This window comes from Dyadobacter sp. 22481, from assembly GCF_052044875.1.
GTDB classification, from domain to species: Bacteria; Bacteroidota; Bacteroidia; order Cytophagales; family Spirosomataceae; genus Dyadobacter; species Dyadobacter endophyticus.
This window is the reverse complement of the sequence record NZ_JBQENV010000001.1, coordinates 345928-359034: the sequence shown is the minus strand read 5'-3', so window position 1 is coordinate 359034 and position 13107 is coordinate 345928. Positions and strand designations below refer to the sequence as shown.

Annotated in this window: 13 protein-coding genes; 6 read left to right on the top strand and 7 right to left on the bottom strand. The window is 49.1% G+C overall.

Annotation, left to right across the window (positions count from 1 at the left end; genetic code table 11):
- Positions 1 to 19 precede the first annotated feature (19 nt).
- The 5 genes from ACTJJJ_RS01380 to ACTJJJ_RS01360 all read right to left on the bottom strand — a co-directional run bounded on the left by ACTJJJ_RS01380 (position 20) and on the right by ACTJJJ_RS01360 (position 6208).
- Positions 20 to 1771 carry a class I mannose-6-phosphate isomerase gene (locus ACTJJJ_RS01380; protein ID WP_440701215.1) on the bottom strand — a complete coding sequence of 584 codons (1752 nt, stop codon included), beginning with the start codon at positions 1769 to 1771 and terminating at the stop codon, positions 20 to 22.
- A 2-nt stretch (positions 1772 to 1773) separates the two neighbouring features.
- The gene (locus ACTJJJ_RS01375; protein WP_440701214.1) at positions 1774 to 2712 is read right to left on the bottom strand and encodes an ROK family protein; all 939 of its coding nucleotides are present in this window, start codon (positions 2710 to 2712) and stop codon (positions 1774 to 1776) included.
- A gap of 31 nt (positions 2713 to 2743) precedes the next feature.
- Positions 2744 to 3961 (bottom strand): DUF4185 domain-containing protein, encoded by a 1218-nt coding sequence (locus ACTJJJ_RS01370; protein WP_440701213.1) that lies wholly within the window; start codon positions 3959 to 3961, stop codon positions 2744 to 2746.
- 108 nt (positions 3962 to 4069) lie between these two features.
- Positions 4070 to 5476, bottom strand: coding sequence for a sugar porter family MFS transporter (locus ACTJJJ_RS01365; RefSeq protein WP_440701212.1), 1407 nt, complete (start codon positions 5474 to 5476; stop codon positions 4070 to 4072).
- A 321-nt stretch (positions 5477 to 5797) separates the two neighbouring features.
- Entirely contained in the window at positions 5798 to 6208 is a 411-nt protein-coding gene (locus ACTJJJ_RS01360; protein WP_440701211.1) for a hypothetical protein, read from the bottom strand.
- Between the two features lie 168 nt (positions 6209 to 6376).
- Between ACTJJJ_RS01360 and ACTJJJ_RS01355 the strand changes: the two genes are divergently transcribed.
- The 3 genes from ACTJJJ_RS01355 to ACTJJJ_RS01345 are packed head-to-tail and all read left to right on the top strand — an operon-like array spanning position 6377 to position 7797.
- The gene (locus ACTJJJ_RS01355) at positions 6377 to 6835 is read left to right on the top strand and encodes a hypothetical protein (RefSeq protein WP_440701210.1); all 459 of its coding nucleotides are present in this window, start codon (positions 6377 to 6379) and stop codon (positions 6833 to 6835) included.
- 11 nt (positions 6836 to 6846) lie between these two features.
- Positions 6847 to 7194 carry a DUF3817 domain-containing protein gene (locus ACTJJJ_RS01350; protein WP_440701209.1) on the top strand — a complete coding sequence of 116 codons (348 nt, stop codon included), beginning with the start codon at positions 6847 to 6849 and terminating at the stop codon, positions 7192 to 7194.
- A gap of 12 nt (positions 7195 to 7206) precedes the next feature.
- Positions 7207 to 7797: a TetR/AcrR family transcriptional regulator gene (locus tag ACTJJJ_RS01345; RefSeq protein ID WP_440701208.1), complete on the top strand. Its 591-nt coding sequence runs from the start codon at positions 7207 to 7209 to the stop codon at positions 7795 to 7797.
- On the opposite strand, the gene ACTJJJ_RS01340 is transcribed toward ACTJJJ_RS01345, so the two are convergent.
- On the bottom strand, positions 7769 to 8161 hold the full coding sequence (locus tag ACTJJJ_RS01340) for a winged helix-turn-helix transcriptional regulator (RefSeq protein ID WP_440701207.1): 393 nt from the start codon (positions 8159 to 8161) through the stop codon (positions 7769 to 7771). The two genes, ACTJJJ_RS01345 and ACTJJJ_RS01340, sit on opposite strands and share 29 nt — an antisense overlap.
- A gap of 107 nt (positions 8162 to 8268) precedes the next feature.
- Between ACTJJJ_RS01340 and ACTJJJ_RS01335 the strand changes: the two genes are divergently transcribed.
- The gene (locus tag ACTJJJ_RS01335; protein WP_440701206.1) at positions 8269 to 9237 is read left to right on the top strand and encodes an NmrA/HSCARG family protein; all 969 of its coding nucleotides are present in this window, start codon (positions 8269 to 8271) and stop codon (positions 9235 to 9237) included.
- Here the strand turns inward: ACTJJJ_RS01335 and ACTJJJ_RS01330 are convergent.
- Entirely contained in the window at positions 9215 to 11683 is a 2469-nt protein-coding gene (locus ACTJJJ_RS01330; protein WP_440701205.1) for an ABC transporter permease, read from the bottom strand. The genes ACTJJJ_RS01335 and ACTJJJ_RS01330 overlap by 23 nt on opposite strands.
- A 347-nt stretch (positions 11684 to 12030) precedes the next feature.
- On the opposite strand from ACTJJJ_RS01330, the gene ACTJJJ_RS01325 reads away from it, so the two are divergent.
- Together ACTJJJ_RS01325 and ACTJJJ_RS01320 are read left to right on the top strand one after the other, a co-directional pair.
- Positions 12031 to 12408 carry a hypothetical protein gene (locus tag ACTJJJ_RS01325; RefSeq protein ID WP_440701204.1) on the top strand — a complete coding sequence of 126 codons (378 nt, stop codon included), beginning with the start codon at positions 12031 to 12033 and terminating at the stop codon, positions 12406 to 12408.
- A gap of 44 nt (positions 12409 to 12452) precedes the next feature.
- Positions 12453 to 13088: a TetR/AcrR family transcriptional regulator gene (locus tag ACTJJJ_RS01320; protein ID WP_440701203.1), complete on the top strand. Its 636-nt coding sequence runs from the start codon at positions 12453 to 12455 to the stop codon at positions 13086 to 13088.
- Positions 13089 to 13107: the final 19 nt, after the last annotated feature.

Here is a 13107-nt window from a genome sequence, read left to right as displayed (position 1 = left end):
TGATAAAATAACTGGTTGTCTATATCCTGATGTATGCTTTCAGGGTCGCACATTGTTTCCCTGCCGATTTCCCGAACGGCGTAACCGTGTAAGCCGGCACATTGGCGGGTACTATGAATGTTTCCGCGTAATGGATCACATAGGGTTCAAAAAGTCCGTCGGGGCTCTCCACAACGGCCTCCTCACCTTCCACCAGGTTGACTACGTTCAGGTTACCGCGGGTGTAATGCGTTACCCTGGCATCAAACCAGTGCCTTCTGGTTTCAATAAACTGCGTCGCATACAGCCCGGTAGATTCCTCTCTCGAATGCCCGTTTACAGAGATTTCGGTAATGTTGTTAAACAGGTTTTCTTTGACCCAATCTTCATCGCGGTTCCAGTCGATCACCTTTTTACCGTGCTCTATATTGATCGGCCTTGGCTTTCCGTCCAGTCCCAGCCTGCCCCAATCCCACAATTTGAAGGTAAAAATGTATGGTGTGGCCGAAATTTCGAGTACTACCGCGTTCTTTCCCGAACAATGGACCGTTCCGGCCGGTATCAGGATATGGTCATGCTTCTTGACCGCCAGCTTGTTGACGTATTTTTCGGCATCAAAGTCGGTCGAACCGTTCTGGGCATCTTCCAGATCCGTGATCATCTGGGCCGCATTCACATCTTTACACGTACCCAGGTATACGCAGGCGTCATCGCCAGCTTCAAGAAAATAATAGCTTTCGTCCTGGGTATAATCCATGCCAAACTGCTCCTGGATGTAAGCCCTGGTAGGATGCACCTGCAAGCTCAGGTTCCCGCCCTCCATGGTATCCAGGAAGTCGAACCGGATCGGGAACTCGGCACCAAATTGCTTGTAGACCGACTCCCCGAGCAGCTGTTTGGGGCGGGTTAATACCAGGTTAATCGAGGGGAGTTCGAAAATATACTCCCCCAATTTGAAAAGAAGGCTATTCTCTTCCGGAACGCAGTCAAAGCCCCAGGCATAATTCACTTCGTCGCGATCCAGGTCTGCCACTTCTTTAAGCCATTGTCCTCCCCATGGGCCGGGATCAAAAAAGGGAACGACGCGAAAAGGCTGGTTTACGGCCTTATCCAGGCCCTTTTTGTATATCTCCGCACCCACCATTTTAGGTTCACCGGCGAGGTGAGTGTCCAGGAAATAATCAATAAGGTCGAAAAGCGCCTCCTTATGCCTATCCAGAACACGCCAGTCGACGAAATATCCTTGCTTGTATTTCAGTGCAAATGCTTCGTCGAGGTTATTCAGTCCAAAATTCCCGACCTCTTTCCGTTTCATACGTTTCTGGATCTCCCAACGCGCCAGATCGGCATAGATCAGAATATCCGCGTCAGCAAAAAGGGCGGCGCCTTCTCCCAAAACCACCACTGTACCCGCTGTGATCGCCCGCAGCTCGGCCTGCGCCTGCGCCACCAAGTCCATTTCAAAAAAGTCCTTCATTTCCAGGCTATTCATTTTCCCGAAAACAGGATCGTCCGTCACAAACGGGTACACCATTTCCCTGATTTCTTCGGTGCCTTTCAGGAAGTCACCGGTGTTCAGCAAGGCTACGGTTTCAAGGTTCATTCTGATCGCGTCCAGTATTTCGGCTGTATCAACGCCATGATACAGCTCTATGCAAATCACCGTCTTAGTTTTGTTTTTGGACACGACAAGACGCTTCACCTCCGTAAAGATATTTTCCCAGCCGGCCATGCACAGCTCTGACGATTTGCTGACTTCAACAAATGGAAACTTGTCGTAATTGGAACGCATTATCAGCTATTAGTTTGTTTTAACAATTCATATACCCCCAATATTCCCGCATGCTCCGGGCGCACGGCGGCGACGAGCGCTACGTCGGCCGGAGTGATCCAGGCGTGTTTATCGATCATTTGCCTGATGTATGGTAAAATAATATGGCTGCTTTTCATGATCCCGCCTCCCACTATTACTTTCGCGGGGTCGTAGGCGTGGATCAGATTGATCACACATAACGACCATACTTTCAGGCAGCGGTCTCTTAGCTTTGCGGCAAGCGGGTCACCTTCTTCCGCCAATTCAAAAAGGGCTTTAAAATCAATCAGATCCAACCCTGCCAGCTTGCTTGCCGAAAAATCGGGAGATGCCTCTGCGATCCGTTTCAGTGCCCAGGTCGAGCCCTCGCTTTCCACACAGCCGATATTCCCGCAGTTGCAAACCGCTCCATCGACATTGATCGTCATGTGCCCCCCGAGGTTGCCGCCGAGAAAGTTCTTCCCGCGCAGCGGCGCGCCATTCACGAGTGCGCCTGTGCCCACGCCCGTACCGAGCGTGACCAGCACGAGATCGGTGCTACCCACACCCGCGCCATGCTTCCACTCCCCGATCAGCGCCGCCCTCGCATCGTTCTCCACCACAGCCGGTACTCCGAAATGCCTGTTTGCCCACGCACGAAGGTCTGTGTTTTCGGCCCCGGGATATTTCACATACCGGGATAAAATGGTCCCCTGGTAAAAATTGACAATACCGGGGAACGCAAAGCCCATACCCATAACCCGGTAGTCGCGGCGGGCCAGCAACCGATGGATCTCCGCACCTACCTCATTCAGCCTGTATTCAAAATCCTGCTCGGCTGCCGCCTCCATATTAAGGTCTTCCAGAATTTCGCCATCACCGACCAGTCCGATCTTAATCCGGGTGCCACCAAAATCTATACCGACAAAGACTTCTTTCATTAGAAAATGTTTTAATACTTCAAGCTTCTTCCTATTCCGTCCTTCCTGGCTGGCTGTCTGAACGTGACTTGAATTTCAGACGTACAAACCGCGGACGATACATATTAGGTTGCTTTTCCAATATTTCAAAAAACTTGAAAGTGTTTACGTTATAGGAGATCAGCAATTCTCCCGGCGCCGACAATGCGGGATGCGCTTTGGCATTGTAGGTAAACAAGTCGGGATCCTTTATGTCGGCCGAAGTCTTGTAAAGAACGATCCGCGGGCCGAAAGGTCCCACGGGCGTAGGCCCTACCTGCATGCAGATATCCGGGAATAACCCTCCCAACTGGTAAACCAATGCATACTTACCGGGAGCCAGCAAACTAACACTCAATTCATTGGAGACAGAATCAGCCAATGTAGCTACCGATTTCACGTCTTTGGTCCATCCTGTACCATTCCAGAACTCCCATTCATTAAACGCTGTCACCCTAGCCGGCGTTACCCGAGCCGACACGAGCTTTTTATCGGCTCCTTTGGTCCCATACACATATACGAAGCCGTCAGGACCGGCCTGCTCCGCCGAGCTGCTATTGTTGAACACCGCCGAACCGAATGAGATCGTCTCTCCTCCGCTTTTATAGTCATTGAAAGGCAGGTCAAATTGCTGCTGGTCCGTGTAGGGAAAATGGCTTCCCGCGGGAATGCGTATCAACGAATTGCCGGTCTCTTTGAACGGGAGCGCCGAATTATCATGTGTATTGGTGATTTGATAACTAAAAATAAACAGGTCTTTGCCTGCATCGCGATTCACAAAACCGTCGCCGAGCCAGAAGTATGTGTCCTTATCCGGCTTGTGTGCGTTGGGTGTGAATAGCGCCCGGTAATGCCCTACTTCTCCTGCCATTCTGAATGTCAGCCCGGTGGAATCGGGCTTTTTGCCTTTCAGTACTGCTACCGAATTGTTGACCAGCGAGAAACCCGGTTTCAGTTTGTTTCCTTCAATTTGGCCAATCATGGTATCGCTGAACAGAAAGAGCACGCTGTCTTGCTGCTCGTAATCACTGCCGGAAAATGGGATCGCAAAAATTCCGTCGCCGCCAAACCACCCCGATTTCCTGACGAATAAGTCGGACCATTCCGGGGCAGGCGCTGCCGTAAATTCATGCTCATCCACATCCAGCCCACCCGTCGGCTCGTTACGGTCGGACGACCGTGTGCCGCATGAGAAACTGGCGAACAAGAACAACAGAGCGTAGTATTTCATCCCGGTTTACGATTATTTTATAAATATATTCAATATGTATATATGTATAAACATTCAAGCGGATATTCTTTCAAAAAACAGGTTCGCTCCGTATAGGTAGCTGCTCAACTAGCTCTCGACATGATTATGGGCTTTACTGATTGTCAAAAGTTGTTCTATTTCCTCCAACCTTTTTCCTTTGGTTTCAAACAAATTCTTCCTCGCGTACAGGTACGAGCAGATGCAAAAGAAAGAGAACACGAAGAATGTGTTGGCAATTCCTAAATCGTCGCGCATGATTGGAAAAAGCAGGTTCACGATCCAGTCGGATACCCACATCGTCATGATGCAAATCGATAACGCCCTTCCCCGTATGTGCATCGGAAAGACTTCCGTAGCGATCACAAACTTCAAAGGACCGAGCGAGAATGCGAAAAAGAGCAGGAACAATATGATACACAACAGCATTCCCCAACCATTGACCCCATACATAAAACAGAGGCCGGTCAATGCCAACGCTATTGCGGCCCAGAATGACCCGACCAGATAAAGCGACCGCCTGCCCCACGTATCGACCTTCCAGATGGCGATGAGGGTGAACAGCATACTCGCTGTTCCCAGGATCACCTGGTACAGCAATGCATCGCTGGTAACTATTCCCGCAGATTTCAAAATGGTTGGCCCGTAAAAAATCACCCCGTTAATCCCGCTGAACTGCGATAGCGCCGTCAAAGTCATCGTCATCACCAGTAAGCCTCTGAAAGGAAAACGCGTCAGTTCCTTTAAGCCGCCCGACTTCTGCGAAGCGACCTGTTTTATTGCCTCCAATTCGGAACGCGCCGTTTCCTCACCGCTTATCTTTTCCAGGATTTCCAATGCCTCCTGGTTTCGGCCGTTACCTGCCAGCCACCGCGGGCTTTCGGGCACGATCGTGAGCAGCACACAAAATAGCGACGCGGGGATCACACTCACAAAAAACATCCCACGCCATACCTGCTGTTCGAAAAGCCAATGGAACAAACCGTCGCCGACTTCCTGATGTGCTACTGCGTGGCGCTGCAAAAGCATATTACTCGTGTAAGCAGCCAGTACGCCAATGGTGATGGCCAGCTGATAGAAAGTCACCAATCCACCCCGCTTGTCCGCCGGAGCGATTTCGGAAATATAGAGGGGCGACACATTGGAAGCTACCCCCACGCCCACCCCGGCGAGTATCCTGAATACAATCAAAATTGCATAAGTGCCGGATAAAGAAAAACCAACAGCGCTGACCAGGAACAGGGAAGCAGCTACAAAGAGGACCTTTTTCCTCCCTATCTTATCGGCCAGGTAGCCAGAGAATGCGACCCCGACAATGCACCCCAGCAGCGCAAACGAAACAAACAACCCTTCCTCAGCGGCTGATAAGCCATATTGCGCCCTGACAGGCTCGATAATGCCGCTTACCACAGCCATATCGAACCCAAATAGAAAGCCTCCCAATGCGGCGATGAGCGTGATAAGGGAGATAAAGTGTTTTACCTGTTTTGTTTGCAAAGCGTTGTTAGTTTAACGTCAAAGACGAATGCTACCCCAAGTCTAATGAGTCCGGCCCGCAGTACTGAACGCCAGACTATAAACGTGGCACCTCGGAGGCCTACATTTACGGGCAATACTGGTCGTTCCCGGCCATTCAACTGAATATGTACAAATGTATGTACATATAGCACAAATACAAAAATATTTTAAATAAAAACTGGTTTATTACTAAATACGGTATCCGCGTGTTTCAGGACCGGCGTGGTTGCTGCCAACGAAATCGCCCCGCTGTTGCTTTATGACAATAGCGGGGCGATGAGTTTTATTGCCGAAGTCAGATCAGACGTCCTGATAAATCAGTCTTTCGCCGTAAACGATCGTTCCGTTACTCAGAATGGCATAAGCCCGGAAGGATACGTTATTAGTGCAAACTTTGGAGTTCTTATTTTTCACACCCGTAGTAAAAGGCGGATCAAAGACCAATTTGGTATGGGTTCCTACGGATGGTGTTTCCGAAGAATTTCCGCCGAAACCGGTGCCTGCCACCACCATGCCGAACTCTGTTATGGGGATGTTGCCCGTATCGACCAAATTGAAGTTAAAAGCAACCTCACATCTTACTGCGCCCGGGGACACCTGAAGTGTAACAAGCGAAGGCGGTACTTCTGGAATCTGATGATCCTGACAGGAGTAGCTAAAAAGGAAAAGGGACAAAAAGACCATCCCGAAAACGGATAAACGTCTGGTCATAGCGATTCAAAGTTTAGGGTAAGTGCATACAAATGTTACAAATTAATCTTTGAATAAACAAATTAACGGTGGCCGATACTTAGTATTCGGCCTGCTGGTCTTTTTTTGAACAAAAACATACTAACTAGTATGTTTTTGATTTACCTTTGCCCCATAACCTCATCAGCAATGTATCAAACACTTCTTATTTTACATTCCCTCACCAGATGGCTGGTACTGGCAAGCCTCGTCTACACGATTATCATCAGTTGGAAGGGATACCAGACAAACCGGGCATTTTCGGGCCCGGACAACACCGCCAGGCACGTTACAGCGACGATAGCCCACATTCAGCTATTACTTGGCCTGTATCTGTACATGATTAGTCCGATTGTGAAACTTGCACCGGTGGAAGGCACGGGTCTTGGAGGCGAGCCCCTATTTTTCCGCCTCGTACACATCGCTCTAATGGTGGTCGCCATTGTCATTATCACAATCGGCTCTGCGCGTGCCAGGCGAACAGGTACCGACAAGTCGAAATACAGGACCATGCTTGTGTGGTTTTCGATTGCCTTGCTGATCATTCTGATCGCCATTCCCTGGCCCTTTTCGCCGCTCGCCCAAAGACCCTATTTCAGATCATTTTAAATTCATTACCCATGCTGAATTTGTTCAAAACGCCCATCGGCCGTCTGAGAATCATCGGATTCTTAGAGGGTATCTCCCTGATCCTGCTGGTATTTGTGGCCATGCCATTCAAATACCTCGGCGGCCAGCCAATGCTCGTAAAATTGATCGGGCCCGTTCACGGACTACTTTTTACGCTGTTTGTCTTTACTACATTAAGCGTAGGCGTGGCTTATCGCTGGAAATTTTCGGAAACCTCGTGGAAAGTACTCTTGGCCTGCATCGTTCCTTTTGGTACATTTTACATTGATAGAACGATTCTGAAACCGCAGGAGGCTATATTGAAGGAGCCGGCCGATGTCGATGACAAATGCCATTAAGCACATTGATCTATGAAAAAAGCGGAAGCTACGCGACTGAACATTCTGGAAAAGGCATTTGAGCTGATCTACGTCAAAGGCTACCAGACCACCAGTGTCGACGACATTATTGCCACTACCGAAGTGACCAAAGGTGCCTTTTATTATCATTTCAAAAACAAAGATGAAATGGGCGTAGCCATTATCAATGAGCTGTTGAAGCCTTCATTGACGACCAGCTTCATCGACCCCCTGCAGAATGATAGCGACCCCCTGGACGCCATCTACAATCTGATACATAACCTTTTGATCGACAACGAGTTTCTTAAAGTAGAATATGGGTGCCCCGCTTCCAACCTGACCCACGAAATGACGCCGTGGAATGCCGACTTCCACCATGCATTAAACGACCTCACCCAACAATGGATAAAGACAATGGCAGGTTCCATTGAAAACGGGAAGAGGAACGGACATGTACGCCCAAATGTAGACCCCTTGCAGGCGACCATGTTTGTCATGTCAGGATATTGGGGGATACGCAACTTCGGGAAGCTCGAAAACAGCAAGAAAGTATATTTCCCGTTTTTAAAGGAGCTCAGAAATTACCTGGATTCTTTGCGGTAACAAATTCACCTTTTTCCGCGGCGATCTGATTCCCCCATCCAAGAATGGCATCCAGCACGGGCGTGAAAGACCTCCCGAAGTCCGTCAGGCTGTAAACAACTTTAATAGGCGGCTTTTCCCCGAACACTTGCCGTAAAATCAGGCCATCCTCCTCCAATTGCTTCAACTGGAGGCTCAACGTCCTTTCCGTAACACCAGGCAGCTCCTTCCTCAGCGCGCTGTACCGCTTGGAGGCGTCCTTCAAATGGTAGAGAATAACCACTTTCCACTTTCCACCCACCAGATCCATTGCTACACTCACTGTGCAAGGGTATAGCTTGTTATTGACCTTTACAAAATCACCTTCACATTCTATTCCCATCATATGTCGTTTTGAAGCACCTATCCAAATGGATAGTTATTGCAAAGCTATTAGACTATAAATAGTTTTGCAACTATAATTTTTATAGTCAAAAAACTTCACCAGATAGCATGAAATATCAGGATAAACCACTCATTACTATCGTCGGCGTTTTGGGCAAGCAGGGGCGCAGTGTTGCGCACACCCTGTTGGCAAGCGGGCGTTATCGTGTCCGCGGCATTACCCGCAGGATTGATTCGCCCGAAGCGCTTGGCCTGGCAGCGCAGGGAATGGAACTCGTGAGTCTTCCACTAGCCCCGGGACACAAAAAAGAATTCGAAAACGCATTCCGTGGTTCGGATGGCGTGTTCCTGCTGACGCCCAACATCGCCCCGCCGGCAAGTCACGAGTTCGAGCTGGGTAAAGAACTGGCGAATGCGGCCGTTGACGCAGGCGTAGGACACATTATCTTTAGCAGCCTGGAAAATGTCGACAAAATCAGCGGCGGAAAAATGTTTGCCCCTCATTTTACCGACAAGGCCAGGATCGAAGAATATATCCGGAATTTACCGGTCGTAAGCTCGTTTATATACATGGCTTTCTTTTACACCAACCTGATTGAATTTTATACTCCCACCATCAAAGGCGACTCGCTCGTGTTCCCGATCTATTTACCGAGGGATTTTCGGGCACCATTTGTTGATTCGCTCACCGCGACCGGGCCTGCCGTTCTGGAGATTTTCTCGAATCCGGATGAATATGCGGGTAAATCGTTGCCGGTAATCGGCGACTTCATTTCTCCGCAGGAAATGGTCGATACTTTCACGCGGGTCACAGGCAAAAAGGCCGAATACAGCTCCGCATTTACCCGCGAGGAACTTCTTCTTCATTTCCCGGAATTCGGCTCCAATGAGACACTGGTGCGGGAGATTTCGGGAATGGTGGCGTATGCCGTTGATTATGGCTATTTCGGTCAGGATCGCGACCTGCTATGGAGCCGGCGCATCGACCCGGACACGCTAAGCTGGGAACAATTTCTGCGAAATACGGGATGGAGCGGTGAAAAATCTCTGTCCCCTATTCGCTCTTCAAACTCTTGACCGGGTTACTCAATGCTGCTTTCATACTTTGCAAACTGATTGTCAGGAGCGTCAGGCCCAGCAGCAGCAATGGCGGAACCAGGAAAATAGAGGCGCCCAGGCCAATGTGGAAGGCATAGTTGTCTAGCCAGGCTTTGGCTATGAAGTACACGATGGGCACGGCGATCAGCGAGGCCAGCATGACCAGTTTCACGAAGTCTTTTGAAATAAGGACCAGCAAGCCGCCGATCGTCGCACCCAGTACTTTTCTAATCCCGATTTCCTTGGTACGCAGCCTGATTACAAAGCTCGACAAGCCCAGCAGCCCCATACACGCCACGAGGATGGCAAGCACCGCAAAAAGGCCGAAGACATTGCCCAGCCGCTGGTCGGCCTGATATTGCTTGTTGAAATACTCGTCCAGGAAAAAGTATTCGAACGGGTTTCCGGTAAAAGTCTTTTTGTAGAGATTCCCGATGTCGGCAAGGCTTCTGGCGAAATCTCCCCGTCGGACATTCACCGAAATATATTTCCATTCGGTGCGGGTGGGATAATAAAACAGGATCGGGTCGTATTTTTCTTTCATCGATCGCTGATGAAAGTTTTTGACGACGCCTATTACCCTGCACGGTAGCTCATTCTGCCCTAATTTAAATTTGATATCCTGATTCACGGCGGCTGCGGCGTCGGGATATCCCAACGCTTTAACGACCTCCTCATTAACGAGTACTTTATTATTGGTGGTCATTTGCATGTCCGACGAATCCGCATTCTCAAAATTCCGGCCCGCCACCAGCTGGATTTTGTACGATGGGAGAAACTGCTCATCGATTTCCATGAGGTAGCTCGTAAAATTCTTGTCGACACCCTGGCTTGCCCGTCGCACGGCGTTGCGGTACCTGATCGTATTTCCGGGAATATCGGATGTGGCCGTAGCGGGGCCGATCGACGGTACATTGCGCATCTCGGATTTGAAGAACCGGTACTTTCTGAAAACAGTCGTGTCGTTGACTACCGGCGCCTTCACGATCAATAGCTGGTCTTTGTCATAACCCAGGCTGCCATTCCGCATGTAGTTGAATTGTTTCAGCACCACGAACGTGCAGGCGATCAATATAATGGAAAGCGTGAACTGAAACGATACCAGCACCCTTCGCATCGAGATGCCCGACCGCGATTGGACCATCAGGCCTTTTAGTACTTTTACCGGAAGAAACGACGAGAGTACGAATGCGGGATAAGCACCCACAAGCAAAGCCCCTGCCATAAAAACCAGCAACGCCGTCGCCCAGAACCGTGGTTCGCTGCCCAAGCCGGTAGAAAAGAAATCCTGACTAATTTGTTTACCCACAAAACCATCGAAAAACGGACCGAACAAAACGATAAACACAACCGCCAAAAGAAGGGATAGCAGATTGATAATCAGTGATTCAAACAAAAATTGACCGATCAGCTGTTTTTTAAATGCACCCACTACTTTTCTCAAACCGACCTCCTTGGCCCGTTCCATCGATTTGGCCGTCGAAAGATTAATGTAGTTTATCCAGGCAATCAGCAAAATAAATACGCCGATAATACCCAGGAAATACACTTCTTTCTGACTGCCGTTTGCCTCTGTTTCATGCAGGTAGTTGGAAGTGAGATGAATATCGGTCAGTGGCTGCAATTCGAAGCTGCATCCGAAGTTCAGCTCTTTCATTTTGGCGGCCAGGTACTTATTAATGAATGCCGGAAATTTGGCCTCGACTCTTTTGGGATCCGTGCCCGGCGCGAGGAGCACATAGTTGTAAAATTCCGGGTACGTCCATTCCTGGAAGCCCCACTCATGCCCTACCGTTTCAAAGGAGATCAGCATATCGAACTTGAAATGCGAATTTTCAGGCATTTCCTTGTAAACAGCCGTCACCTTCAGCGGCAGGTCGCTGTTTAGTTTCAGTATCTTTCCAAGTGGATTGGTTTTGCCAAAATACCTTGCGGCTGTGCGTTCCGATATCGCGATGGCCCTCTCGCCTGCAAGGCAGGTCGCCGGGTCGCCGGAAATCAGTGGGTAGCTGAAGATTTTGAAGAAGGATTGGTCGGCGATAAAAATATTGCCCTCGTTAAAAGTCTTTGGCGCCGCACCTCCGTCTGTATACGACATAGTCGAGGCATTCATAAACAGCGAAACACTCACGATACGAACATAATCTAGCACCTCGGGAAAATCCGCCTTCATCGCCGGACCCAGCGCCGGGTGGTTGGTCGCCGTGGTGGGCACATCCGCCATACTACCCGAATAGGAGATCGGGACGCGGTAAATATTGGCCGCATTCACATTGAAGCGGTCGTAGCTGTTTTCGAAGTAGACATATTGAAATACAAAAAAACAGGCAGCTATCCCCAATGCCAGGCCAAAAATGTTGATCGCGGAGAAAGCCTTGTTTCTCCACAAATTCCGCCGCGCAATTTTGAAGTAATTACCGAGCATATCAGCGCAAGTTTAAGGTTGGATAACGGGGATACAGCGTATGCTACGCAAAAGTCGCGCCCGGGCACAAAACTCTTCTTAAATTATTAATTATCAATAATTTACATTGTTGATTACGCAAATTTAATGTCCAAAAGTGAACACATTCGTTCGCTTTTGCGAAAGGCATTGGCCGGATGTAGTCCCGAGATGTAAATTTTCAATCGGAAATTTTTTTTATTATAATAATTTCCATTTCCTTTGCTGGAAATTAATTTCAACAAAAAAATTTCCAATCAAGCCGGGTGCCAGGCCGTTCCGCTTGTCAGTCAGTCTGTACTTTGTTTCACTTCAAATCATCGGATCTCATGAGAAAAGCCGGTATTTTTCTGTTCCTGCTATTTTTGGGCGCCACTGCCGCCTGTTTTTCACAAGCTTCCGCTCCCGCTGATTTCTTCGCCGGGAAGTGGGAAATCACCGTCCTGAACTCGCCCAAAGGTGACGTTGTTTTTCTGACTGACCTGGTTCGGAAGGACGGATTACTCACCGGCGACCTCGTCGAGAAGGGCGATGCTGCCAATAATACCCGCAAAATTTTGAAAGCAGAGGATAGCGCCGACAAACTGGTGCTCGTTTTCGAATCGTCGCAAGGCGGGGAAATGAGCCTGGAACTGGCAAAAGTGGATAACGACAACCTGAAAGGCACGCTTTATACTTTCGAGGCAACCGCCAAGCGATTGAAGTAACCCGCAACCATTCAATCCGTTTAACTTCGCAGTAAAAAGTTGGTATGAAAGAAGAAATCCTGCAAAAGTCGCTCAGCCTGTTTTTGAAGCATGGTATCCGGGAAATGTCCAATCAGAAGCTGGTCGACTGGCTGGGCATTTCAACCAAAACCATTTACAAATACTTCCAAAACAAGGAAGGCTTGCTGGAAGAAGCGCTATACCTATACCATAACACGCAGTACGATAGGCTATTGAACTTATCGGAGGAGCAAGATGCGGCGTGTCATTTTCTCGAGGTATGGCAGATTGCCGTTGAAATGGAATATCAGGTCAACAAATCTTTTTACGAGGATCTGCATTATTACTATCCCGAACTGGCCAAAAAAGTGGAGGCATCCATTGGCCCGCGGTTCGAACAGCACTTTCTGTCTATTATTCACCGGGGCATACAGCAGGGCGCTTTCCGCAGCGACATTCTGCCGGAAATTGCATTGCAAAGCATATTTATCCTGCACAGGGCATCGGTTACGAACGAATCCTTCAAGGTGTTCGGCTTGCCGGCCACTGATCTGCTTTTGCAAACCACCGCCCAATACATCCGGGGCCTGTGTACGGAAGAAGGCCGGAAGGCGCTGGAAGCACGCGTCCAATTGCTGAAAGCCTTGGAGGCGACTGAAAAACAGCACGAAAATATTTAACATTTAAAAGTAGCAACAA